The organism is Bacillus sp. JJ675 (assembly GCF_036963165.1).
Lineage (GTDB): Bacteria > Bacillota > Bacilli > Bacillales > Bacillaceae > Bacillus > Bacillus glycinifermentans.
The window spans coordinates 24,627-48,016 of sequence record NZ_JBALMR010000019.1; the positions used below are offsets into that span (position 1 = coordinate 24,627).

Consider the following 23,390-nt stretch of genomic DNA (forward strand, 5'->3'; position numbering starts at 1 on the left):
TTGAAATACATTTTTAAAGTGATCTGGAGAGGAGCAAACGATATGCTATCTGAGAAAACCATGCAAATTGTGAAATCGACCGCACCTGTATTAAAGGAAAGAGGAACTGAAATCACCGTTTGTTTTTACGAGAGAATGTTCAACGCGCATCCCGAATTGAAAAATATCTTTAACATGTCCCGCCAGAAAACGGGAGGACAGCCGAAAGCTTTGGCATTTACGGTGCTGCAGGCTGCCGAGAACATCGACCGGCTTGAGGCGCTGCTTCCGGTAGTCGAACAAATCGGCCACAAGCATAAAAGCCTGCAAGTAAAACCTGAGCATTACCCAATCGTCGGCAAGCACTTGCTGGAAGCGATTGAAATCGTCCTCGGGGAAGCTGCGACTCCGGAGATTCTCCAAGCCTGGGCAGAGGCTTATGAAGAAATCGCACGGGTGTTTATCGAAATCGAAAAACAAATGTACGAGAAAGCCAAAAAGGCAGGAAGCTGGGAGGGTTTCAAACCGTTCGTCGTCGTTGAGAAACGCCGGGAATCTGAAACGATCACTTCTTTTTATGTGAAACCGGCCGACGGATCGGACTTGCCTCCGTTCACTCCAGGCCAGTATGTATCAGTCCGCATCAAAATTCCCGGAGAGCAGTACTTCTTGACCCGGCAGTACAGCTTGTCAGATGTGTGGAATAAAGATTATTACCGGATATCGGTCAAATTGGAAGCCGAAGAAGGCAAGCCGAAAGGAAGAGTGTCAAGCTATTTGCATGAAGAAATGGAGGTTGGCGGCTCTCTTGAATTGAGTGCTCCGGCAGGAGACTTCGCCCTTTCCGAAGAATCGGACAAGCCGGTTTATTTCATCAGCGCCGGGTCGGGAATTACGCCGGTTATGAGCATGGCAAAAACGCTTGCCGCAAAAGACAGCGGACGCCGGATCACATTCGTTCACGCCGCAAAATCAGAAACGCACCACGCGTTCAAAGAAGAAGCCGAAAAACTCGTCAGCGGAAATCAGGATAACAGGCTGCTGTTTGTTTACAGCCGCGGAACTGAAGCCGCATCAGACCGCGTGATCAACGGCCGGCTTGATGAGGACCTTTTAAAATCGATCGTGAAAGATCAGGACGGCGAATTTTATGTATGCGGACCGCTTTCTTTCATGAAAAGCGTCATCAGAGGATTGCAAAAACTTGGAGTTCCGACGGAAAACATCCGCTACGAAAGCTTTGCTTCATCGCTTGATATGCAAATCGCTAATTAAAACAAAGGCAGCTGTCACTTTGACGGCTGCCTTAAAACATATTCCCGCACATTTCATCTTTTGACGCCCCCCCTCATACAATAAAGATAAGTCCAACCGGGGGGGATTCATTATTGAGCGTGCGGGAGCAGAAAGAACTGGAGCGGGCGATTGAAGAAATTACGGAGATCGCGAAAGGATTCGGCCTTGATTTTTATCCGATGAGATATGAAATATGCCCGGCTGAAATCATCTATACATTCGGCGCCTACGGGATGCCGACGAGATACAGCCATTGGAGCTTCGGCAAGCAGTTTCACAAAATGAAGCTTCATTACGATTTTGGTTTGAGCAAAATATATGAGCTTGTCATCAATTCAGATCCCTGTTATGCTTTTTTGCTTGACAGCAATTCGCTTGTCCAAAATAAACTGATTGTCGCTCACGTACTTGCCCACTGTGATTTCTTTAAAAACAACTGCAGGTTTCAAAATACAAAGCGCGATATGGTCGAAAGCATGGCTGCAACGGCGGAGCGGATCAAGCATTATGAGACGATCCACGGCGCAAAGGAAGTCGAAGCTTTTCTCGACGCGGTTTTAGCGATTGAAGAGCATATTGACCCGTCATTGGTGCGCCCGAAGCTTTCGTGGAGCATCGATGATGAAGACGACGAGGAAGAAGAAAGATCCTCATCGCCGTATGATGATCTGTGGGAATTGGACCGGAAAGAGCCGAAGCAGAACAAGAAAAAAGCGAAAAAGAAATTTCCGCCGAAATCCGAAAAAGACATTTTGCTGTTTATTGAAGAACATTCACGGGAACTTGAGCCATGGCAGCGGGATATTTTGACGATGATGAGGGAGGAAATGCTGTACTTCTGGCCGCAGCTCGAAACAAAAATTATGAACGAAGGATGGGCGTCCTACTGGCACCAGCGGATCATGCGCGAGCTTGACCTAACCTCAAGCGAGGCGCTTGAGTTTGCCAAGCTGAATGCCGACGTCGTCCAGCCGTCCAAAACCGGCATTAATCCATACTATCTCGGGCTGAAAATATTCGAAGACATTGAAGAACGGTACAACAACCCGACGGAAGAAATGAAGAAGATGGGGGTTCAGCCGGACTCGGGAAGAGAGAAAATCTTTGAAGTCAGAGAAATCGAATCAGATATTTCGTTTATCCGCAATTATTTGACGAAGGATCTCGTCAGGCGGGAAGACCTTTATCTGTTTCAAAAACAGGGAAGGGATTATAAAATCGTCGACAAGGACTGGAAGTCGGTGCGCGACCAGCTTGTCAGCATGCGGGTAAACGGAGGCTTTCCTTATCTGACCGTTGAAGACGGGGATTATATGAAAAATTACGAGCTGTATATTAAGCATTGGTATGAGGGGATCGAGCTGGATTTAAAATACCTTGAAAAAGTCCTTCCTTATCTCCATCAGCTCTGGGGAAGAAGCGTCCACGTCGAAACCGTGCTCGAGGATAAGCCCGTCATGTTTTCATATGACGGAAAGGCGGTTCACCGCAGATATTTGTAGGCGAAAAAAGAGGGGAAGCCCCCTCTTTTTTTATTTTCTGTTTTTTAGGATCTTGAAGATGTTTTTTGCTTGGTCTGTATTATCCAAGAGGCCTGTAAACTGCTCTTTTCCCGGGCCGAACGCATAGACCGGCACTTCCTCGCCCGTGTGGTCGCCCGTTGTCCAGCCTGTATGCGAACGGCTGTCAAAAATGGTTTTAATCGCTTTTTCAACGGCGTCCGCTTTTTTTGTCCCGGCCGATTTTTCAACGCTGTTGATTTCATCCTTCGTTAAGGCGAAGCCAATCCGGTTTTTTAGTACGCTTGAAACCGATTTGCCGCTTGCGATTTCATTCGCCATGAAGGCAGGGGTCTTTTTGGCTGCCAAAATCGGCTGAGGGAACCAGTTTTTCTGTCCGTCCGTTCCGACCGTCATTCCGCCAGTGGAATGATCAGCAGTTGCGATGACGAGCGTATGCTTGTCCTTTTTGGCAAAATCGACGGCAGCTTTAAACGCTTTTTCAAAATCTCTCATTTCGCTCATTGCGCCGACAATATCGTTGTCATGGCCCGCCCAGTCAATTTGGCTTCCCTCAACCATGAGGAAAAATCCTTTTTTATTTTGATTGAGCCTTTCGATGGCGGACTTGGTCATGTCTTGAAGAGACGGTGTTTCCGCGCTTCGGTCTATCGCCTTGTCAAGCCCGCCGTCCGCGAACAGACCGAGAACCTGCTCGTTTTTGTCCTTGAGCAGCTGTTTTTTATTTGTCACATAGCTGTATCCGTCTTTTTGAAAGGCCTTTGTCAAATCGCGGTCTTTCCGTACGAAATTCGTTTTGCCCCCGCCGAGGAGAACGTCAATCCTGTGCTTTCCTTTGATTTTGCCGTTGAAATAGTCATCTGCGATCTGGTCCATGTTTTTCCGCGATTCGTTGTGCGCCCCGTAAGCGGCCGGGGTGGCGTGGGTAATCTCTGATGTTGCAACAAGCCCTGTTGACATTCCTTTCGCTTTTGCTTCTTCGAGGACGGTTTTGACCGGCTTTTTATGTTTATCGACGGCGATCGCGTTATTATACGTTTTCACGCCTGAAGACATGGCCGTGGCGGCTGCCGCCGAATCGGTGATGTTGTATTCCGGGTCATCGGGATACGTCATTTGCAATCCGGTGAGGTATTTGTCAAATTCAGTCGGTGTGCCCTGTTCTTTGTTTTTAAATGAACGGTAGGCGGAAGTGTAGGAAACGCCCATCCCGTCGCCGATCAAGAAGATCACGTTTTTAATGTCAGGCTCCTTTTTTTTCGTCTGCTTTGCATATGCTTCGTCTGTTCCATTAAGTCCCGTGCCGATAACAGTTCCGATTGCCAAAGCCGAAATCCCGGCAAACGCAAAAATTTTGGACTTTAATCCCATTTGATATTTCCCCCTTATCGCATCAGCTTCATGTTTTATCGTAAAGGAACGATGTTTGCCGGGTTTTAACGGAACATAAAGATGATGTAAAAAAATTGTAAAATGGCAGATGCCGAGATTGGCAAACATTCACAAAACAGATCGAAATCCCTCGGAAAAAATAGTTGCAAACGATTGCTTTTATGTTAATATCAAGAAAAAGTGGGTGTTCTTGGTGATCTCGGCGAAAAAAGAATTGCGATATTATCTGCAACAAGACAAGAAGGCTTTAGGCATCTCAAACCGAAAACGGCCCAAACGGTTTGGCGATTACATATGGAAATATCAAATATGCCTGCGAAAGCATGAATACTACACGAATACGGGCTCAAGAATATGGAAGCATGTTTACAGGTACCTTCATAAGAAAAAAGGATTAAAACTCGGCTTCGACATCCCCGTGAACGTGTTTGGGCCCGGATTAAGAATCAACCATTTTGGCTTAATCGTAGTGAACAGCAATGCCAAAATCGGCGCAAATTGCGACATTCACCAAGGAGTCAACATCGGACAGAACCATGGCCAATATGATGTTCCCACAATAGGCGATCATGTATGGATCGGTCCGGGTGCGAAGCTGTTCGGCAAGATACAGATCGCAAACGGCGTCACGATCGGAGCCAACGCCATCGTCAATAAGTCGTTTACTGAAGAAAATATTACAATAGCCGGTGTGCCTGCTAAAAAGATTAAAGAGGGCAGTACTGTGAAAGATGAGCCTAACTGCCCGCAAAAAGGAGAACCTGTCCATCTGTAAACGCCGGTTCTTTCTTTTTGCCTCACAACTCCATGACTGAATTCTTCATAAATGCAATGATTTAACCATTTTGGCTTTGTCGTATTCCGGTTACGTTTGAAACACAAATGAAATATTTAATACCCTTAAAAACTTTTTTTAAAAACGAATATTTAAGCAATTTGATGCAGGAAGTCAAGACTATTTCTATTGGAATGTCCTCCTTATAATAGAAACAGAGGAAGGCTGAAGCGTCAGCCGTTTCGATGATTCTATCAGAAACTATTATTTTAAAATAATTCGTGAAAATCTGCTTATGGGAGGACAACATGAAGAAACAGGTTTTAACAGCAACAACGGCGATTGTTTTGGGAAGTTCATTGTTTGCAGGTGCGGCATCCGCACAGACGGTAAAGGTGAAAAAAGGCGATACATTATGGGGATATTCAAAAAAGTATGGAACAACAGTCAGCAAGATCAAAAAGGAAAATAAACTGACGTCAGATACCATTTACATAGGCCAAACGCTGTCCATCAATGGAAGCAGCAAACAATCAAAAGTATCCAGCTCTTCTTCAGCGACGCACAAAGTCGTCAGAGGAGACAGCCTTTGGAAAATTTCAAGGACCTATAACATGACCGTTAGTGAATTAAAAAAGCTGAACGGCTTAAAAACAGATCTCATCCGGATCGGACAAGTCCTGAAAGTAAAAGGGACAAGCAGCGTAAAATCGACATCCGGCAGCACAGCAAGCAAGAAGACAACATCCAGCAATAAAACAGTACAAAGCTCATCTAAGCTTAATACATCAAAGCTTGTCTCAGATGCACGCGCTCTGATCGGAACTCCTTATAAATGGGGCGGCACGACTCCTTCAGGCTTTGACTGCAGCGGATTTATCTGGTACCTGTTGAACAAGCAAACAAATGTGGCGAGAACGAGCACAGCCGGATACTGGAGCTCTATGACAAAAGTATCAAGCCCTGCGGTCGGCGATTTTGTCTTCTTTACGACCTATCAGGCAGGACCGTCACATATGGGTGTTTACATCGGAAGCAACAAATTCATTCATGCAAGCTCAGACGGCGTGATGATCAGCGATATGACATCAAGCTATTGGAAGCCGCGCTACCTTGGCGCAAAACGCTTCTAATCGCCCCTTTAGAAAACCCGTTCCCAGCTGAACGGGTTTTTTTGCGTCTCAAAACCGAAACTGTGACAAGAACGCCAGAAAGCTCTGTACTTTCTCATTGTCAATCAGGCTGACCGCATATCCTCCTGCAACCGGAAGCTGCATAAAGTCGCACGGAACCTCTATTAATCTTCCTTCCATCAGTTCGCGACGCACGGTCGATAACGGCAAAAATGAAATCCCGAGTCCTTCCGAAATCAATCGTTTCGTAATATGCGTCTGGGAAACGAGCATCGTTCTGACAAACGGAAATTTGAGCCTCAGCTGGCGGACCAAATCATCCCAATATTCGGGGTGGTTGTGGGTAAGCAGCAAATATTGTTCAAGCAGTTCCTCGACATCAAGCGGAGGAGCGCTTTCAGGTTCGCGCCCGTCGTGAGGGGCGACGAGAATAACAGGATCGCTGTACATCGAATAACAGGTCAGGTTTGACGATTGCACTTTTAAACAGCTTAATCCGACATCTGCTTCACCGGCTAATATTAAAGGCGCGATTTCCGCCGACTCGGCGATTTTGATTTTCATTTCCGAGTCTGGGTGCAATGACGTATATTTCTTCAGGATGAATGGCAGGATGGTATCGGCGATGAGCGGCGAGACTGCCAGGTTCAATGTTTGCAAGTATCCTTGCCTGATTCTGTGAAGCTCGGCCATGCTGGATTCGTAATCTTCCAAAAGCCGCAGGGCAAAAGGGAGATATGCTCTGCCTTCTTTCGTTAAGTGAATGCTTCTTCCTTTTCTGACGAATAATTGGCAGCCGAGCTCTTCTTCAAGCAGTTTGATTTGAACAGTGACAGTCGGCTGGGATATGAATAGCGTTTCTGCTGTCTTTCTGAAATTTTCGTATTTTGCAGCTGTAACGAAGGTGTGAAGCCATTTGAAATCCATATCGTTCCTCCTGATTAATTTTATTAATCAAAGACATCAATATAATTCAATATTTTTTAAATATTATATCAACTATAATGAAAATGACAAAGGAAAAAGGAGGAATCTCAGTTGGTATATCATGGATTAAAAGGGATTGCATGTGTTGAAACATCGATCAGTCATATTGACGGTGAAAAAGGAAAACTCATCTACAGGGGATACAACGCAGAACAACTGGCACTCACCTCAACTTTTGAAGAAGTCGCATATTTGATCCTTCACGGAACGCTCCCACAAGAAGAACACCTCAGACAATTCAACGAAATGCTTGCTTCTTACCGCCCATTGCCGGAATCGGCCGAACGATTGATAAGGAGCCTGCCGGCGCAAATGGACGATATGGCGGTCCTGCGTACGGTCATCTCTTCATTCGGAGAAAAAACGTATACATTCCGCCCGACAATGGAAGAGGCCGTTCGGCTGATCGCCGCCGCTCCATCTATCATCGCTTGCAGAAAACGTTTAATGGACGGACACGAGCCCGTACAGCCGCTTAGCGAACTGGGCTTCGTAGAAAACTATTTTTATATGCTGAAAGGGACACGCCCGACAGAAGCGCAAAAAAAGGCGCTTGAAACGTATATGATTCTCGCGATGGAACACGGCATGAACGCGTCAACTTTTTCGGCAAGGGTGACGGTATCGACGGAATCCGATCTTGTTTCAGCCGTGACGTCCGCGCTCGGCACGATGAAAGGGCCTCTGCACGGCGGAGCTCCGTCAGCCGTCACGGAAATGCTCGAGGACATTCGGGAAAAGGAAAATGCCGAAAGCTATTTAAGAGAAAAGCTTGAAAAAGGCGAAAGGCTGATGGGATTTGGGCATCGCGTGTATAAGACGCACGATCCGCGGGCGAAGGCCTTGAGGGTGAAGGCTGAGGAAATTGCCGGAGGCGACCGGGATATCGATCTGGCGCTTCATGTCGAAAACACCGCCATCCGCCTGCTGGAAGAATATAAACCGGGCCGGAAGCTTTATACGAACGTAGAGTTTTATGCGGCAGCCGTCATGAAAGCGATCGATTTTGACGCATCATTGTTCACACCTACATTTTCGGCAGCTAGAATGGTCGGATGGTGTGCGCACGTGTTAGAACAGTCTGAAAATAATACGATTTTCAGGCCGTCCGCTAAATATATCGGAGAAATGGCCGTTCCGTTGACACAATAAAAACGAAACAAGCTGACGCTGATGTTCAAGCGGCGTCAGCCCGTTTCGTTTTTTGCTCTTTTGTTTTACGTCAAGAAGCCTCATGACGCGCCAAGCATTTTCAGCGGTGCCTGAATCCCATGGGTGTTCCCTCAGACTGCTTGTATGACCCCACATACCAACTCTCCGCAAATTTTTCGCCTTCTGCAGCCCAGTAGCGGCCGCCGTCAAGCGATTCTGAAGCTGACGGTGACCGGACATTCAAATATAAAGAAATGAGACAAATTTGCTGTTTTCTAAGTCATGGGCGGTTTTAGAGCCGAATCAGGACGGTGCGAAAGAAAGGCAATGGGAAGTTCCATTGTGATTATTCTGTGAACATTTTGATTTGCCATTGCCGTTTTAAACATGCTGATCACGATTCCAGTTTGCAAGCTTCCGCGGCGATTCGCTCGAACGACTGGATAAACGGCTTGATTTCCGCTTCGTCAAGGACGACGAGCAGCCTCGTGAGCGCGTCGCGGAACTGTCTGCTTGCTTTCTCAAGGGCGGCAGCTCCTTTCTCGGTAAGCTTCAGAATCGTAACACGCCTGTCGCGCGGATCGTTCAAGCGTTCGACGAACCCGTTGTGAACAAGCCGGTCAATGCTGACCGTGATGGCGCTTGGCTTTACTTCCATTCGGTCAGCCAGAAGAGAGGACGTCATTCTTTCCTCATCGGCGATTTGTTTTAAAATGAAACATTGCTGCCCCGTCAAACCGTCTTCCAGCTTTGCAGTAAACCAGGTAAACAGCTTTTTATTCGTCGCGGCCAATGCCTTATGAAACCTCTCGGTGTAGTCGGTCCATTCTTTCGATGTATGGGAGATTGTCATTGTTGATTCACCTTCTCATTTTATTCCTCTTGTTAAAATTACTGTTTATTAACATTTAAATAAGTTAAATAAATGATAAACGAGAACGTCTGACACTGTCAAGGACAGCCCGTTTTATATGCAGTCTTCGCTGCGAGATTGGTGAATGTTTTGTGAAAACTAGCAAATGTATCGATATATAGGATTTGGATCTGTAAAACACTATTTCAAAAATTTAGATTGGTAGATTATTTTACGTATTTTTTCCTATAATACCAACTATGTGATAGAGTATAAAAAATATTTTTAAAATTTTGTTTTCTTTTTTCGTTTTTCCTATATAATAAGAACAGAAAGTGCGTAGTATTTTCGGATAATATTAACTGAAAATTCAGAATAAATTGATTTTTAGGGGGTGGTGCTTTAGCAATTCATGAGCTAAAACCGCAAACTCAGGTAAATTCATAATTCCATGGGAGTGAAGTCATAATGAAAGACGGACTATTCAGAAAAAAAGGGATTGACAGCTTAATTGCTGCGACAAAAGGGGAAAAATCTCTAAGGAGGGATCTCGGCTCCTTTGACTTAACGATGCTTGGAATCGGGGCGATTATCGGTACGGGCATTTTCGTATTGACGGGTACGGGCGCTTTGACCGCGGGACCGGGGCTTGTGCTTTCATTCGTTATCGCTGCATTCGCGTGTTTGTTTGCCGCTTTGGCGTATGCCGAATTCGCTTCAACCGTACCGGTCTCAGGATCGGTTTATACCTACACGTATGCGACGCTTGGGGAATTGATGGCGTTTATCATCGGCTGGGATTTAATTCTTGAGTATTCATTGGCTGTTAGTACGGTGTCTGCCGGGTGGTCCGGTTATTTTCAATCGTTTTTGAACGGGCTCGGCATTCAGCTTCCAGTTGAATTGACAGCCGCTCCGGGCGCAATAAAAGGAACTGCAACCTATTTTAACCTGCCTGCATTTTTAATTGTCATCTTAATTACTTTTTTGCTGTATCTTGGAATCCGCGAATCCAAACGGGTGAACAATATTATGGTCGTGATAAAAATCCTCGTCGTATTCGTATTTATCGCGGCTGCTGTCATGTATGTAAAGCCGGCCAACTGGCAGCCGTTTATGCCGTTTGGTTTTACGGGCGTATTCAACGCTGCGGCGCTTGTTTTCTTTGCCTTCATCGGATTTGATGCCGTGGCTTCCGCCGCTGAAGAAACGAAAAATCCGTCGCGCAATCTGCCGCGAGGCATCGTTTATTCATTGCTCGTTTGTACGGTTTTATATGTCGTCGTATCGGCAATCATGACAGGCGTCGTTCCGTTCATGCAGTTTAAAGGCATCGACCATCCAGTTTCGCTTGTCCTGCAAGTCACAGGCCAGAACTGGGCGGCGGGCATTATTGACGTAGGGGCCATCCTCGGGATGACAACCGTCATGCTGGTCATGCTTTATGGACAAACCCGCGTCATGTTTGCGATGTCCCGCGACGGTTTGGTTCCCCCGGCGCTGTCCAAAGTCCATCCGAAGCATAAGACGCCGTATATCAACACATGGTTCTTCGGTATTCTTTCCGCTTTAATGGGAGGATTCGTTCCTTTGGATGAGCTTGCAAAACTCGTCAATATCGGAACGCTGTCTGCGTTCATCCTGATTTCCATTGCCGTCATCGTGATGAGGAAGACACAGCCTGACCTGCCGAGGGCATTCAGATGTCCGGCAGTACCGCTTGTTCCGATTTTAGCCGTGCTGTTCTGCGGTTTTCTCATTCTGAACCTTGGCGGAGAAACGATCATGCGTTTTCTGATCTGGCTGGTAATCGGTCTTGCCGTCTACTTCCTGTATTCGAGAAAGCATTCAAAACTCGGACAAACGGAAAATGAGTCTTAAAAAGGATATGAAAAGAAGCAGCTGACAAGGCTGCTTCTTTTTGTCTATTCGGAAAAGTGGAAATACGGCAGAAAGCTTTAAAAAAAGCCGCAAAATAAGAGATAATAGAATCGAAACGGAAAGGAAGTGAATGAATGAGCGACCGAAATTTATCAGTGAAATGGGCATCCAAAATCGGATTTGTCCTCGCCGCCGCAGGGTCTGCCATCGGCCTTGGCGCTATTTGGAAGTTCCCTTATGTCGCAGGAACGAACGGAGGAGGCGCATTTTTTCTTGTCTTTGTTCTTTTTACGATCCTATTGGGATATCCCCTGTTATTGGGAGAATTTATTTTAGGCCGAAAAGCCCGGTCTGATGCCATCGGTACATATAAAACAATCGCGCCCGGCACGGCCTGGGTTGTAACGGGATGGGTCGGAATCGCCGCATGTTTTCTCGTGCTCACATTTTACAGCGTGATCGGCGGATGGATTTTGCTTTATATCTTGAAAGCCGTGACAGGTTCTTTATCAGGACTTACACAGCCTGAGTACGGGGAGCTTTTCGGCTCGATCATTCAGGATCCGCTGCAGACTCTGGCGGCGCAGCTCGCGTTTATCGTGATGACGATCATCGTCGTAGCCAAAGGGGTGCAAAAAGGAATCGAACGGGTCAGTTCCATCATGATGCCGCTCTTATTCGTTTTATTTATCACGCTCGTCGTGCGGGCGCTGACGCTCGATCATGCGATGGACGGCGTTCGCTTTCTGCTCGTACCCGACTTTGGCAGCCTCACGCCTCAAGCGATTCTTTTTGCGCTTGGACAAGCTTTTTTTACGCTGACCCTCGGCGTGTCAGTGATGGTGACGTACAGTGCGTATTTGTCAAAAACGCAAAATTTGCCGAAATCGGCATTGTCGATTGTGATCATGAACCTCGCCGTGACGCTCCTTGCCGGTCTGGCGATCTTTCCGGCTGTTTTTTCATTCGGGCTTAAAGCCGATGAAGGGCCGACGCTATTGTTTGCGGTGCTTCCGGCCGTATTCGACCGGCTGCCGTTCGGAATGCTGTTTTTCGTCGGATTTTTGATCGCGTTTTTATTTGCCGCGCTGACGTCTGCTTTTTCAATGATTGAAATCATCGTCGCGGCGATCACGAAAGGCGATGATACGGGAAGGCGAAAATGGACATGGTCGATCGGCCTTATGATATTCATCGTCGGCATTCCGGCATGTCTCTCTTACGGTGTGCTCGATCAGCCGCTGATTTTCGGCAAAACGTTTTTCGATGCGGCGGATTATGTCGTCAGCAATATCCTCCTGCCTCTGGGAGCGCTCTTAATGTCGCTTTTCATTCCTTTAAAATTGTCAAAAACGGATTTATACGATGAAATGAAAAGCGGAGCAAAAGCGGGGAAAGGGTTTTTTCTCGTCTGGTATTATCTCCTCCGTTTTCTCGTTCCGCTTGCTATTGTGCTTGTCTTTTTGAATTTAATCGGAGTGTTTACATTTTAATTGACGTGGAGATGAGGGAATATGATGAAACATATTCAAAGGATGTTTCCAAGCGAAGACGGCAACAGAGAAGCCCGGTATGAACTGCTTGGCCTGTTTGAAACAGTGCTTGCCGGAATGGACAAGAGAAAAGATCCAAAACGGCTCATACTCGGAAAAGAGGAACATGTGTCGGCCGATTATTATCAACGCATCATCAATCAGGCCGCACTCCCTGAAAAAGGACTCGGCGCAAAAAAAAGCGTTGAACAGCTGTTAAACCTGCTGGAAGGGCACCGCTTTTTAAACCGTCAATATGTTGCAAATGCCACTCCGCTTCCGAATAATGCAAGCCTGGCCGGGAATCTGATGATGGCGCTTTTAAACGGAAACAATTTATGGGATGTCGACGGCACGGCAGCTGCCAAAACGGAAGTGGAGATCACGGCGATGCTGTCTGACATCGTCGGCTATGACAGGCAAAAAAGCACCGGATTTACAACATGGGGCGGACAGGGAGCCGTCTTTCAATCGCTCAGGCTTGCGATCGCGAATGCCTGTCCTGAGGCAAACGAAAAAGGAACTCCGTCCCATTTGTACGCGTTTTGTTCAGAGCTTTCGCATTTCAGCCTCTATAAATCGATGCAGGCCGCAGGGATCGGGACAGATCATTTGATCCGGATAAAAGCGAATGACGACCATTCGATGAACCTTGCCGATCTGCGCGAAAAAATGGAGACGGTCATCGAAAGCGGCGGCCTTCCGGTTTATGTGCTCGCAACGCTCGGAACGACTGACACATTCGGGATTGACGATCTGGCGGGCATCAGGCGCACGGCGGAGGAAGTCGCAGCCAAAAACGGGCTGCCTCAAATATACATACATGCCGATACGGCGATGGGCGGAATGTACAGTTTTTTTAACGAATACCATTTTGAAGAAAATCCGCTCGGGTTTGAGGAAGAAGTACTCGGCGTGCTGGCGTTCTACCAGTCTCATTTTCGGAACCTCAGCCTTGCGGACAGCCTCGTGTTCGATTTTCATAAGCTCGGCCAAACACCGTATGCGACAAGCCTATTTTTAGTCAAAGACAGAACGGCATTGCGAGCGGTCGACCTTGATCCGGATGAAACGCCGTATGTCGGGAACAGAGGCTTTGGCAGCTATCATACAAGCTATACCCTTGAATGTTCGCGAATGGGAAGCAGCATTCCGATCTATGCGTCTTTGCTTGCCTTCGGCATCGAGGGCTATCAGGAGCTGTTGGCGAACTACATCAGGGTAAATGCGGCTTTTCGCAGGAAGCTGACAGAAGCGTTTCCGAACGCGGCCGTCACAAATGGGATTTCGCCGGTGACAACCTTCAGGTTTTACCCGGGAGTTGTCCGCTATCAAGATGAAATAAGCGGAAACATAACAGAAGAAGAGGTTCTGGAGATTAATCGGTATAATGAAAAAATCGCCGAAACATTGGGGCGCTTCCGCAGCGAAACTTATTTCGGCAGCACGAAAAAACAGCGGTATGTGTATCCGGCTGACAGCCGGTCGCCTGTACCGCTCTATGTGCAAAAATTTTACAGCGTTTCCCCCTATACGACGGTGGAATCGGTTGATGAGTATATCGATTTTTTAAAAGCCCGCATTGAGCCGCTTGATGTCATGATAGGGTGAACTTCGAAAAGCTATGGAAGTTTTTCCATAGCTTTTTCATGCATTTATCGCTTTTTCATAACCGGCACCCATATCTCGCTTTTGAAGGACGGCGAATCGGTATCTTTGCTTTCATTCCAAAGGATTTCCGGACCTTCCGTCTGTTCATAGTTCGATGAAGGGAACCATTCGGAATAAATCCGGCCCCATACGTTCTGCAAGGTGTCCGGAAATGGCCCGGCTGCCTCGAATACGGCCCATGTCAAGGCAGGAACCTCAAGCTGTTCGAAGTGATCCGGACATTCTTTTGTCGTGGCCGCGCCAATATAGTGATCAAGTTCTCCTTTCTCTTCTATCCGGCCTTCGGAAAAATTTGCGGACGCTTGAAGCAGTCCGATGGGCTCCGCATTAGACAGTCCTTTTAGCTGAGCGATCGACTCCTCATTCAACGTTTTCCACATAGCGGCGATTTCCGGATTGATTCCGCGGAAGACGATCGGGACTCTTTTTCGTATACCGACTATTCGAAACGCACATTTTTCTTCAATTCGATAATTCATTTCGCTTCCTCCTTTAATCGTTAGCTGGAAGGTCATTTTTGGATACGCTTTAAGCGTATGTGCGCCGCGTCTGGCTTCCGTCGGTGTAATGCCGTGCAATTTTTGAAATGCCCGGGTAAAAGCGTCAGGGGAATCGTATCCGTATTTCACGGCGATGTCGATCACTTTGGCGCCGCTGTCTTTCAATTCAAATGCTGAAAGAGAAAGCCGTCTGCGGCGGATATATTCAGAAAGCGGAATGCCTGCAATAAAGGAAAACATTCGTTTGAAATGGTATTCAGAGCAGAAAGCAAGCCTTGCTGCTTCTTTATAGTCAATGTCGTTCGTCAAGTTTTCTTCAATGTACGTCATTGCTTCGTTGAAGTGCTTAAGTGTATCCATCGTATGACCTCCTCATGTCTTACAATAGCAGAATCCCGGATGTGCCCATCCGACATTTCGTGCACGATCATGCAGGGTGTTTTTAGCGCCACGCTTTTTTCAGTTTCTTGATTCCGATTGCGATGTCTTCTTCGGAGAGTCCGCCGAATCCGAGAAGGACGGATGCCGATTCAGGAGGCTTCTCATAAGAAGCTGATACGGGATACACTTTCACCCCTTCTTCAAAAGCTTTCGAAATGAGCGATTCTTCGCTTACTGCACCGTTTGCTTCGAGAATGATGTGAAGGCCTGCATTTTCCCCTTTGATTGAGACGCTCTCCCCTAATTCCCGCTGGACAGCATCAAGGAGCGCTTTTCGTTTTTTCCGATAAAGCGTTCTCATTCGATTGAGATGTCTCTGCCAATCGCCGCTTTTCATAAATTGAGCGGCCGCATGCTGAACATGGAGGGAGACGGTTTGCTTATACAGCGATGCAAGCCTAAGTCCATCTTTGAGAAGCGGGGCAGGGAGAACCATGTAGCTGACCCTGAGCGATGGAATGAGCGATTTCGAAAACGTGCCCATGTAAATGATGCGGCTGTTTTGATCAAGGCCCTGAAGAGAAGGAATCGGCTGTCCGGCATAGCGAAATTCGCCGTCATAATCGTCTTCAATAATATAAGCGCCGTTTGAAGCCGCCCAGTCAAGCAGCTCCAGTCTCCGGCCGACCGGCATGATCATCCCGAGCGGAAACTGATGCGACGGCGTGACATAAGCGAGCTTCAGATCGTGCTGCCGAAGCTCCTCAACGGACAACCCGCTGTCATCTACCGAAATCGGGATCACTCGCAAACCGCCTGTTTGCAAAACTGTTTTTGACCGGTGAAAGCCGGGATTTTCAAATCCGACCCCTGTACCTTCTCTAAACAGCCTGCATAAAAGCTGGAGCAAAATCGGCGTACCTGCACCGACGATGACTTGCTCAGGCGTTGAGACGACGCCGCGCGACTCTCTAAGATAAGAGGAAATCATCGAACGCAGCGCAATGTCCCCGGCAGCGGGCCCGCCTTGAAAAAGGGAAAAATCATCAACCGCTTTGGCGAGCGTTTTTTTCCATATAGAAACGGGGAAATTCCCGAGATCGACATGACCGTGGTGAAAATCGATGATGCGCCGGGAGGGAGAAGCTTCGTCCTTCGCCTCTGTTTCAGGGGGAAGAGGAGGTGCCGTCTCGTGGAAGCGCCCTTCTGCTTCAGCCGCGTACCAGCCTTTTCTCGGCCTGCTGATCAAATAGCCTTCAGCTGTCAGCTGTTCGTATGCATGCTCAACCGTTGTTTGGCTGACATTTACATGCTTGGCGAGCGCCCGTTTTGAGGGCAGCTTTGTTCCTGCTTTCAGGCGCCCCGCAAGAATTTCGCGTTTGAAAAACGAGTAAAGCTGCTGATAAAGCGGTTCGCCTTTTTCATGCTGTAAAAACGGCGTGATGTCCATATTGTCCCCCTTTCTTACGAAATCTGGCATGCTTTATTTTATCAAAACTGACTATTTTAATCATGCCACTTATCGGGGTAAAGTAAATGAGAAAGGAGTGTTGATGGTGATTTATCATAAAGAGGTTCAATCTGAAAAAGAGCTGCTTGACGTTTATCCGATTATGAAACAGCTTCGGCCCCATCTCGATGAAACCGCGTTTTTGACGCTTGTCAGCAAAGCGCGGGCTTCTGAAAACTACAAGCTTTTCGCCCTCTACAGCGATGACGTGCCCGTATCTTTGGCAGGCTTTCTGCCGCGAGTGTCTTTGAGCCAGGGCGTGCATGTATGGGTGGCTGATTTGGTAACGTGTGAAAAGCACCGCTCAAAAGGATACGGAAAACTGCTTTTACGGATTGTTGAAGAATGGGCAAGGGAGCACGGCTGCCGATCTGTCGCTCTTTCCTCGGGAACAGCGCGGAAGAGGGCGCACCGGTTTTATGAAGAAAAGGTGGACTACGAAAAGGCGAGCTATCTGTACCGCAAGACGCTTGCATAAAAAAATCCCCGATCAACATCGGGGATTTTTTTCGTTTAAAAACCAAGCTGCAGATTCGTATCGATCGATACGATGGTCCATACGCATATGAGGATGAACAAATTGAGTATGACGCCGAGCAACCCTAAACCCGTTCGGCCTTTTTTGATGAACAGCTCGATGATTCCGAGCGGAACGGCGGCCATAGCAAAAGGTAGCATTTTATAGGAATAGGAGAGCGTATCGCTCAAGATCGCCAAATTTAAAATGAAAAGGGAAAGAATCGCCGTCGCGACAGATACCCATCCAAATACGTTATGTTCCTTAAAGATTCTTACCAATTCCATAGTTCCACCTCGCCTACTTTAGCTGCTTTGACAGGGCCTTTTTCAATCAGCCGTTCGATTTCTTTTGACGGACCGGTCACGACTGCCCCATACACATGAATGCCGTTTTGGTTTACATAGTCAAGCCGTTTTGCAAGTTTTAAATCTTTTCTTCCCGATATGGTTTCGGCCCATTTATGATGCCGCGCCATATAGGAAAGCGCTGATTTAAATTGTTCATTCTCATTTTGATCAGGATGCTGGAATTTAAAGATCCGGCCTGAATCCTTCCCGGGAAAACCGATCGGTTCGGCGTACGGGTGATCTTTTAAATCGTCTTCCGTTTCGATGGCATTCCAAAGAACGCGAATATCGTATCCTTTTAACTTATCATACAGCTCATCGGTCGGATAGGATCTTTCGAAAGAAAGGAAGGCTTCGGTGACGCTTCCGCCGGGCAATTGTTTAAGCATCGATTTGGCTTTTGACACTGATTTTCCTTTTATGCCGGCAGGATAGACAAAATACCGCTCCTCATTTGAAAGTTCCTGGTTGTATTGCTCGACCTCCGGAGGCTTCAGCTGGTCAAAGAACATATCCACTTCTTCATTTCCAACGATTTTGGTTACGTTTCCTATCTGTTTTTTTAACGGGAACTGGGCTTTCATTCCGAACAGTTTGACCTTGTTGACGAGCGCATCTGTATCCACTTGAATATTCGGCTGGGTGACGGCCACGGTCATTGATGCGGTCTGCACCAGCTCGTTCCCTTTGCTGTCATGTCCGCCCAAACCGTAGTATAAATAGCTGCCGAGCGTGCAGAGCGGCAGGATAATCAGCGTTGAAATGACGGCAAGCGTCGAGATTCGCAAATACGATTTGTTTTTCCCGTATCTCAAAATGGCTTTTTGTTTTTCCGGGCTGATGGAAAGATCCCAGTTTTCATCTTTCATTTCCTGATCAAGCATTTCCTGGTACGCTTCAAGCTTTTCAAGCTCTTCTTCCACCTGGATCATTTCCGCTTCGGAAAGCTCGCCGTTTTTATATTGTTCCCAACGTTTTTTGAAATCTTCATTCATCGTTAACACCTCTGTTGTAAAGTGCTTTCAGCCTCTGTCTGGCGCGAAATAAAACACTCTTGAAATTAGCCTCCGAGATATTCATCAAGCTTGACGCTTCCTTGTAGTTCAGTTCTTTCAAATAATACAGCGTCAGCGCTTCCCTGTAGTTGTCGGGCAGCTGGTTCATATATAACGTCAACACTTCCTTGATTTCGACCTGGTGGGCCGGACTTTGGACCGCGGTTTGAAAAAGGCTTCCGATCAGATCGTCAGAAATCGTCACTTCTTTTTTATGCTTTCTGACATAATCGATAAAAGCATTGCGCGCCACCTGAAAAAGCCATGGCTTCACTTTGCTGTGGTCGTAAGAGTGGATGTGTATATAGGCTCTCATAAAGGTTTCCTGAAGCAAATCCTCTGCCAGATGCTTATCTTTCGTCATGGAGAGCAGGAACCTGTAAACATCATTCATGTACATTTGGTAAATTTCGTCGATAGTCACTGCCTTTTCTCCCCTCTATGTTATAAACGCATAAGAAAGGTTTGAAGTTGCACTCATTATGCCCACGGCTGTCATTTCCTCCAATTTCTTACCCTTAAAAATCATCGCTATCCTATATAGTAACCAAAAATCATCCGGAAAGATAGAGAGAAGGGCGTTTTCATGCATAAGCTCCCGGGAAAACAAAACAGCAGAACAGGGCACATGGGCGATCGGCGGCTTGATCTGACGGGAGCGGGACGGGCAAGCCAAATCCGCCTGACGCTTGACGGATGAAAACAAAAGAATCGATTCCGAATTCATGGCTCAGCCGGGGAATGCCGCGGTTTTTTAAATGAAAAATTATTTTTTAGTACCAGGTAATAAAAAATATTGTTATAATAAAGAAAGGAAAACCTCATTTGACTACTACATAAAGGAAGTGCCATATGTATCAATTTATCGGTTATGCTGCAAAAGCGATTCTTTCTTTACGCGGCGGAATTAAAGTATACAATAAGGAAAATCTTCCTAAAGATAAGGGTTTCGTAATTGCCTGTACACATTCCGGTTGGGTGGATGTTGTCACATTGGGCGTCGGCATTTTGCCTCTTGAAATTCACTATATGGCGAAAAAAGAGCTTTTTGAAAATAAATTAACCGGTTCTTTCCTTTCCAGCATCAACGCTTTTCCTGTCGACCGCGAAAACCCGGGGCCGAGCAGCATCAAAACGCCGATCAAGCTCCTGAAGGAAGGAAAAATCGTCGGCATCTTTCCGAGCGGAACCAGAACGTCTGAAGACGTCCCTTTGAAAAGGGGAGCGGTCACGATTGCCCAGATGGGAAAAGCGCCGATTGTTCCGGCCGCATACAGCGGTCCTTCCAACGGAAAAGAGCTTTTCAAGAAAGGCAAAATGAAATTGATCATCGGCGAACCCCTCAATCAGGAAGATTTCGCCCAATATTCGTCAAAGGAAAAGCTCGCTAAAATGACTGAGGCTTTAAATGCCAGCATTAAGTCGCTTGAGAAAGAGCTGAAGCAGCTATAGAAAAACGGAAAAAACAGCTTCTAAGCGGGAACGCACCTCTGACATTCGGGAGGTGTCTTCCAGTCTAAAGAGGCTGTTTTTTTGCTGCTGTTATATCGCATCTTTTAAAAACTGAAGCAGCTCCCGCCAAAATGTTTCCGATGCCGCAGCATCTGCTTCAGTTTCTCCGCCGTACACGATGCTCCCGCTGTTTCTCGCCGTTGTTGGAAAATACGGGGGTCTGATGTGATGGCCGGCGTGTTTAAAGCATACATGCTTAAAAGAATGCGAAAAGCGATGCTTTTTCAAGCGTTCGACAACCATCCCGCTCATGTACGCCGACGGCCAAACCAAATCATCTGTACTCGATGTTAAAAGAATCGGCCCATTTATATGTTCTGCTTTTATGATCGAAGGATATCTTCGCGTACTTGATAGAGCGCATGTTTATAAAAATCGAGATAGGATTGCGGCTGCCTCTTTATTTTTTGTTTGAGCCATTTGGGCAGCATCGAAAGGCTGAAAAACGGGAGAGCGGTATAGGGCAGCGGAGAGCCCGAGACACTCCATGAAGATGTCTGGCGCAGGCGCTTCAGTCCCACTCCTTGAAAAACGATTCCCCCGCCCACGTGTGAGACGACAAAACGGATGTCCGGAAAATGAGAACCGATCAATAGGGCGAGCTCTCCGCCTTTAGACCGCCCGAATATACCGATCTTCTCATGGTTTAGTCCGTCCTGCTCAAAAAGCCAGGCAAGGGCTTTTTGAAAATATTCCAGCGGGATGTCAACGAGCTTTTTCGGAAGGTGCCCGTACCGAAAATAGGGGAGTGCCAATGTGGCGAGCCCGTAATTGGACAGCATCCCTGCCGTTGTTTCATCAAGTCCGCCGTCAGATCCGCCCAATACGATGATGACAGGGGGACGTTCGGCAGTGCGGGGGCGGAAAAAGGTTCCGACTACCCCGTCTGCCTCCACTTCTTCTCTTATGACCGATTCCGAAATCATCAATCGTTTGATTTTTTTCTTTAAGATGAAGCTGCCGTTTTGCTTCACCTCGATGTCAAAAACAGAGGGAGCAACCGTTTTTTTTCGAAATGAGCAGGAAGAGCCTTCGGCTTTCATTGACCAAAAAAGTCCCATTTGATCACAAACGCGGTATGTGCCTTCCAAAGGCGATGCCATTGCGGAGTCGACTTCTCCGGATTCGCCAGCTTGAAAAACCGCCCGGGATCTCCAGTTGACGCCTGCTTCATCGTTAACCAGGGCAGTGATTTCAGCTTTATCCCCTGGAGTCAAACCGCTTAATTTTATTTTGGTTTTTTCATCCCATAGCGATGTTGAAGGGATATCTAAAACAGGCTTCCGGCTCATCAAGACAGCTCCCTTTTTTCAAGCTTTGCCCGGAATAAATCGACGCACTCATGAATAAAAGCATCCGTGTTTTCATCTGCTGATTTGCCGAATTCGGGAGATGGGCGAAACAAAATATACTGGTTCAACAATCCAAAAAACATACTCGCCAGAAGATGGAAATTACCGCTCGAAATGCTGCCCCGGTCATGCAGCTGCGAAAAATAGGATGCCAAAAAGTCATGTAATTCGCGGGGAATTTCTGCGATTAATTCAGAAACTTCCGGATCTTGCTTTGCTTCATTGAAATACAGCCAAAACACGCTGTCCTTTTCCAAATTTTCTTCAAGGTACGCTTTGGCGATCAATATCAGGTCTTCCTGCAGTTTACCGGACAGCTTACCTTGAATTGCGCTCGTAAAATCGCCTGAGGAGACATGCTGAATGACGCTTTCACGAAACAGATTTCTTTTATTGCCGAAATGTCTAAAGAGGGTAAGGTGATTGACGCCGGCTTGTTGTGCAATGTCTCTCGTGGACGCCGCCGCATAGCCTTTTTCTTTAAAAAGGGTAAGTGCAGCCTGAATTAAACGTTCTCTTGTCAATTGTTTTGTCATTTGTTTCTCCTTTGTGTAACCACTTGATTACATTTTATGCGTAATCCAAAATGTAATCAAGTGGTTACATTGACTTTCATAAAAAGAGAATGCAGCTCATACTGCATCCTCTTTTCCATCAAGTTATCATCACGCTTCTTCAAGCAATTGTTCAGCGGCCCTTTTCACCTCAACATATGAGACGTGGTGGCCGTCGACTTCATTAATGATAAATTCAAATCCTTGGTCGGTGATCGTATCGCCTTTTTGAACTTCGTATTTCTGCGTCAGGAACCAACCGCCGATCGTGTCCACTTCTTCATTGTCCAGCTGAATGCCGAGCAGATCGTTGACCTGGTTGATCAACACTTTTCCGTCAAGAATGTAGTGGTCCTCGTCAAGCTTGCGGATTTCATTAATTTCGTCTATATCGAATTCGTCGCGGATTTCGCCGACGATTTCTTCAATGATGTCCTCAACTGTGACAAGACCGGCAGTGCCGCCGTATTCATCGGCAAGAATCGCCATGTGGACGCGCTCTTTCTGCATTTTGAGAAGCAGATCGTGAATCGGCACGGTCTCGATCACGTGAATGATCGGATTGATAAACCGTTCGATTGTGTCTTCTTTTGAGCATTCTCCGCTGATGCAGGCTGTCAGAATTTCTTTGACGTTGACGACGCCGATGATATTGTCCTTATCGCCGTCTTCCACGGGATAGCGCGTATACCCTTCGGCTTTTGTCACGTCGATCATGTCTTTGATTTTCATGTCATGCGGAAAGCTGACGACTTCCGTTCTCGGAATCATGATTTCCTTGGCAAGACGGTCATCAAATTCAAAAATTTTGTTCACATATTTGAATTCTGACTGATTGATTTCGCCGCTTTTATAGCTTTCCGACAGGATGATCCGCAGCTCTTCTTCAGAGTGTGCCATTTCGTTTTCAGAAACCGCTTCGAGTCCAAACGCTTTTGTCAACAGTCTCGCCGATCCGTTCAACGCCCAAATGAATGGGAACATGACGCGGTAAAACAAAATGAGAGGCTTTGCAAAAAGGAAGGAAATGGTTTCCGCCTTTTGAATCGCAAGCGTCTTTGGAGCGAGCTCCCCGACGACAACGTGGAGAAACGTAATGAAGCTGAATGCGATCACGACCGCAACAATATGCGAAGCCGAGCTTGGAATGTTCCACTTCACAAAGAGCGGTTCAAGCAGCCGGGCGACGGTCGGTTCCCCGAGCCATCCAAGTCCGAGAGCCGTCAAGGTGATGCCGAGCTGGCAGGCCGATAAATACTCATCCAAATGGGTGACGACTTTTTTTACAGAAATCGCCGTTTTGTTCCCTTCGGCTATCAGCTGATCGATCCGCGAGGTTCTGATTCTGATAATCGCAAACTCCGACGCTACGAAAAATGCTGTCAAAGCAATTAAAACAGCAACAAAAATCAAATTAACTATATCCAATTAGGACCTTCACTCTAACATGAGAATGAAGGTAACACCTCCTGTTTAGTAAAAGATTAA

At 46.8% G+C, this 23,390-nt stretch carries 22 protein-coding genes; 10 read left to right on the top strand and 12 right to left on the bottom strand.

What is annotated here, in order from left to right:
* The first annotated feature begins 42 nt into the window (after positions 1 to 42).
* Positions 43 to 1,254 (top strand): NO-inducible flavohemoprotein, encoded by a 1,212-nt coding sequence (gene hmpA / locus V7126_RS05325; RefSeq protein ID WP_335497070.1) that lies wholly within the window; start codon positions 43 to 45, stop codon positions 1,252 to 1,254.
* A gap of 113 nt (positions 1,255 to 1,367) precedes the next feature.
* The gene (locus tag V7126_RS05330) at positions 1,368 to 2,777 is read left to right on the top strand and encodes a SpoVR family protein (protein WP_046129712.1); all 1,410 of its coding nucleotides are present in this window, start codon (positions 1,368 to 1,370) and stop codon (positions 2,775 to 2,777) included.
* A gap of 30 nt (positions 2,778 to 2,807) precedes the next feature.
* Here the strand turns inward: V7126_RS05330 and V7126_RS05335 are convergent, their stop codons facing one another.
* Positions 2,808 to 4,166: an alkaline phosphatase gene (locus V7126_RS05335; RefSeq protein WP_175077110.1), complete on the bottom strand. Its 1,359-nt coding sequence runs from the start codon at positions 4,164 to 4,166 to the stop codon at positions 2,808 to 2,810.
* 214 nt (positions 4,167 to 4,380) lie between these two features.
* Here V7126_RS05335 and V7126_RS05340 point away from each other — a divergent pair, with 214 nt between their 5' ends.
* On the top strand, positions 4,381 to 4,962 hold the full coding sequence (locus V7126_RS05340; RefSeq protein ID WP_046129769.1) for a serine O-acetyltransferase: 582 nt from the start codon (positions 4,381 to 4,383) through the stop codon (positions 4,960 to 4,962).
* 308 nt (positions 4,963 to 5,270) lie between these two features.
* The gene (locus V7126_RS05345; protein ID WP_046129713.1) at positions 5,271 to 6,095 is read left to right on the top strand and encodes a C40 family peptidase; all 825 of its coding nucleotides are present in this window, start codon (positions 5,271 to 5,273) and stop codon (positions 6,093 to 6,095) included.
* Between the two features lie 48 nt (positions 6,096 to 6,143).
* Here the strand turns inward: V7126_RS05345 and V7126_RS05350 are convergent, their stop codons facing one another.
* Positions 6,144 to 7,022, bottom strand: a complete 879-nt coding sequence (locus V7126_RS05350; protein WP_046129714.1) for a LysR family transcriptional regulator — start codon at positions 7,020 to 7,022, stop codon at positions 6,144 to 6,146.
* Between the two features lie 111 nt (positions 7,023 to 7,133).
* On the opposite strand from V7126_RS05350, the gene V7126_RS05355 reads away from it, so the two are divergent.
* Complete coding sequence (locus V7126_RS05355) at positions 7,134 to 8,234, top strand: citrate synthase/methylcitrate synthase (protein ID WP_046129715.1); 1,101 nt, start codon at positions 7,134 to 7,136, stop codon at positions 8,232 to 8,234.
* Between the two features lie 394 nt (positions 8,235 to 8,628).
* On the opposite strand, the gene V7126_RS05360 is transcribed toward V7126_RS05355, so the two are convergent.
* Positions 8,629 to 9,087: a MarR family winged helix-turn-helix transcriptional regulator gene (locus tag V7126_RS05360; RefSeq protein WP_052948501.1), complete on the bottom strand. Its 459-nt coding sequence runs from the start codon at positions 9,085 to 9,087 to the stop codon at positions 8,629 to 8,631.
* A 468-nt stretch (positions 9,088 to 9,555) separates the two neighbouring features.
* Between V7126_RS05360 and V7126_RS05365 the strand changes: the two genes are divergently transcribed.
* The 3 genes from V7126_RS05365 to V7126_RS05375 all read left to right on the top strand — a co-directional run bounded on the left by V7126_RS05365 (position 9,556) and on the right by V7126_RS05375 (position 14,111).
* Positions 9,556 to 10,968 (top strand): amino acid permease, encoded by a 1,413-nt coding sequence (locus V7126_RS05365; protein WP_175077111.1) that lies wholly within the window; start codon positions 9,556 to 9,558, stop codon positions 10,966 to 10,968.
* Between the two features lie 134 nt (positions 10,969 to 11,102).
* Positions 11,103 to 12,461: a sodium-dependent transporter gene (locus tag V7126_RS05370; RefSeq protein ID WP_046129717.1), complete on the top strand. Its 1,359-nt coding sequence runs from the start codon at positions 11,103 to 11,105 to the stop codon at positions 12,459 to 12,461.
* Between the two features lie 24 nt (positions 12,462 to 12,485).
* Positions 12,486 to 14,111, top strand: coding sequence for a pyridoxal phosphate-dependent decarboxylase family protein (locus V7126_RS05375; RefSeq protein ID WP_046129771.1), 1,626 nt, complete (start codon positions 12,486 to 12,488; stop codon positions 14,109 to 14,111).
* Between the two features lie 44 nt (positions 14,112 to 14,155).
* On the opposite strand, the gene V7126_RS05380 is transcribed toward V7126_RS05375, so the two are convergent.
* The gene (locus V7126_RS05380; protein ID WP_175077112.1) at positions 14,156 to 15,031 is read right to left on the bottom strand and encodes an AraC family transcriptional regulator; all 876 of its coding nucleotides are present in this window, start codon (positions 15,029 to 15,031) and stop codon (positions 14,156 to 14,158) included.
* A gap of 82 nt (positions 15,032 to 15,113) precedes the next feature.
* Positions 15,114 to 16,502, bottom strand: a complete 1,389-nt coding sequence (locus V7126_RS05385) for a PLP-dependent aminotransferase family protein (protein ID WP_175077113.1) — start codon at positions 16,500 to 16,502, stop codon at positions 15,114 to 15,116.
* A gap of 103 nt (positions 16,503 to 16,605) precedes the next feature.
* Between V7126_RS05385 and V7126_RS05390 the strand changes: the two genes are divergently transcribed.
* Positions 16,606 to 17,040 (top strand): GNAT family N-acetyltransferase, encoded by a 435-nt coding sequence (locus tag V7126_RS05390; protein WP_175077114.1) that lies wholly within the window; start codon positions 16,606 to 16,608, stop codon positions 17,038 to 17,040.
* Between the two features lie 35 nt (positions 17,041 to 17,075).
* On the opposite strand, the gene V7126_RS05395 is transcribed toward V7126_RS05390, so the two are convergent.
* From V7126_RS05395 to sigM, 3 genes are read right to left on the bottom strand one after another with little or no spacing between them, the layout of a single operon-like run.
* On the bottom strand, positions 17,076 to 17,366 hold the full coding sequence (locus tag V7126_RS05395; protein ID WP_175077115.1) for an anti-sigma factor: 291 nt from the start codon (positions 17,364 to 17,366) through the stop codon (positions 17,076 to 17,078).
* Entirely contained in the window at positions 17,354 to 18,424 is a 1,071-nt protein-coding gene (locus V7126_RS05400) for an anti-sigma factor (protein WP_175077116.1), read from the bottom strand. Before V7126_RS05400 ends, V7126_RS05395 begins: the two co-directional genes overlap by 13 nt.
* On the bottom strand, positions 18,417 to 18,908 hold the full coding sequence (sigM, locus tag V7126_RS05405) for an RNA polymerase sigma factor SigM (protein ID WP_006636629.1): 492 nt from the start codon (positions 18,906 to 18,908) through the stop codon (positions 18,417 to 18,419). The genes V7126_RS05400 and sigM overlap by 8 nt, the downstream gene beginning before the upstream one ends.
* A gap of 428 nt (positions 18,909 to 19,336) precedes the next feature.
* Between sigM and V7126_RS05410 the strand changes: the two genes are divergently transcribed.
* Positions 19,337 to 19,936, top strand: a complete 600-nt coding sequence (locus V7126_RS05410; RefSeq protein WP_175077117.1) for a lysophospholipid acyltransferase family protein — start codon at positions 19,337 to 19,339, stop codon at positions 19,934 to 19,936.
* Between the two features lie 90 nt (positions 19,937 to 20,026).
* On the opposite strand, the gene V7126_RS05415 is transcribed toward V7126_RS05410, so the two are convergent.
* The 4 genes from V7126_RS05415 to V7126_RS05430 all read right to left on the bottom strand — a co-directional run bounded on the left by V7126_RS05415 (position 20,027) and on the right by V7126_RS05430 (position 23,330).
* Positions 20,027 to 20,326, bottom strand: coding sequence for an acyl-CoA thioester hydrolase/BAAT C-terminal domain-containing protein (locus V7126_RS05415; RefSeq protein WP_335497131.1), 300 nt, complete (start codon positions 20,324 to 20,326; stop codon positions 20,027 to 20,029).
* Positions 20,320 to 21,288 carry an acyl-CoA thioesterase/bile acid-CoA:amino acid N-acyltransferase family protein gene (locus V7126_RS05420; RefSeq protein ID WP_236809851.1) on the bottom strand — a complete coding sequence of 323 codons (969 nt, stop codon included), beginning with the start codon at positions 21,286 to 21,288 and terminating at the stop codon, positions 20,320 to 20,322. Before V7126_RS05420 ends, V7126_RS05415 begins: the two co-directional genes overlap by 7 nt.
* Positions 21,288 to 21,884: a TetR/AcrR family transcriptional regulator gene (locus V7126_RS05425; RefSeq protein ID WP_175077118.1), complete on the bottom strand. Its 597-nt coding sequence runs from the start codon at positions 21,882 to 21,884 to the stop codon at positions 21,288 to 21,290. Before V7126_RS05425 ends, V7126_RS05420 begins: the two co-directional genes overlap by 1 nt.
* A 129-nt stretch (positions 21,885 to 22,013) precedes the next feature.
* Entirely contained in the window at positions 22,014 to 23,330 is a 1,317-nt protein-coding gene (locus V7126_RS05430; RefSeq protein WP_175077119.1) for a hemolysin family protein, read from the bottom strand.
* Positions 23,331 to 23,390: the final 60 nt, after the last annotated feature.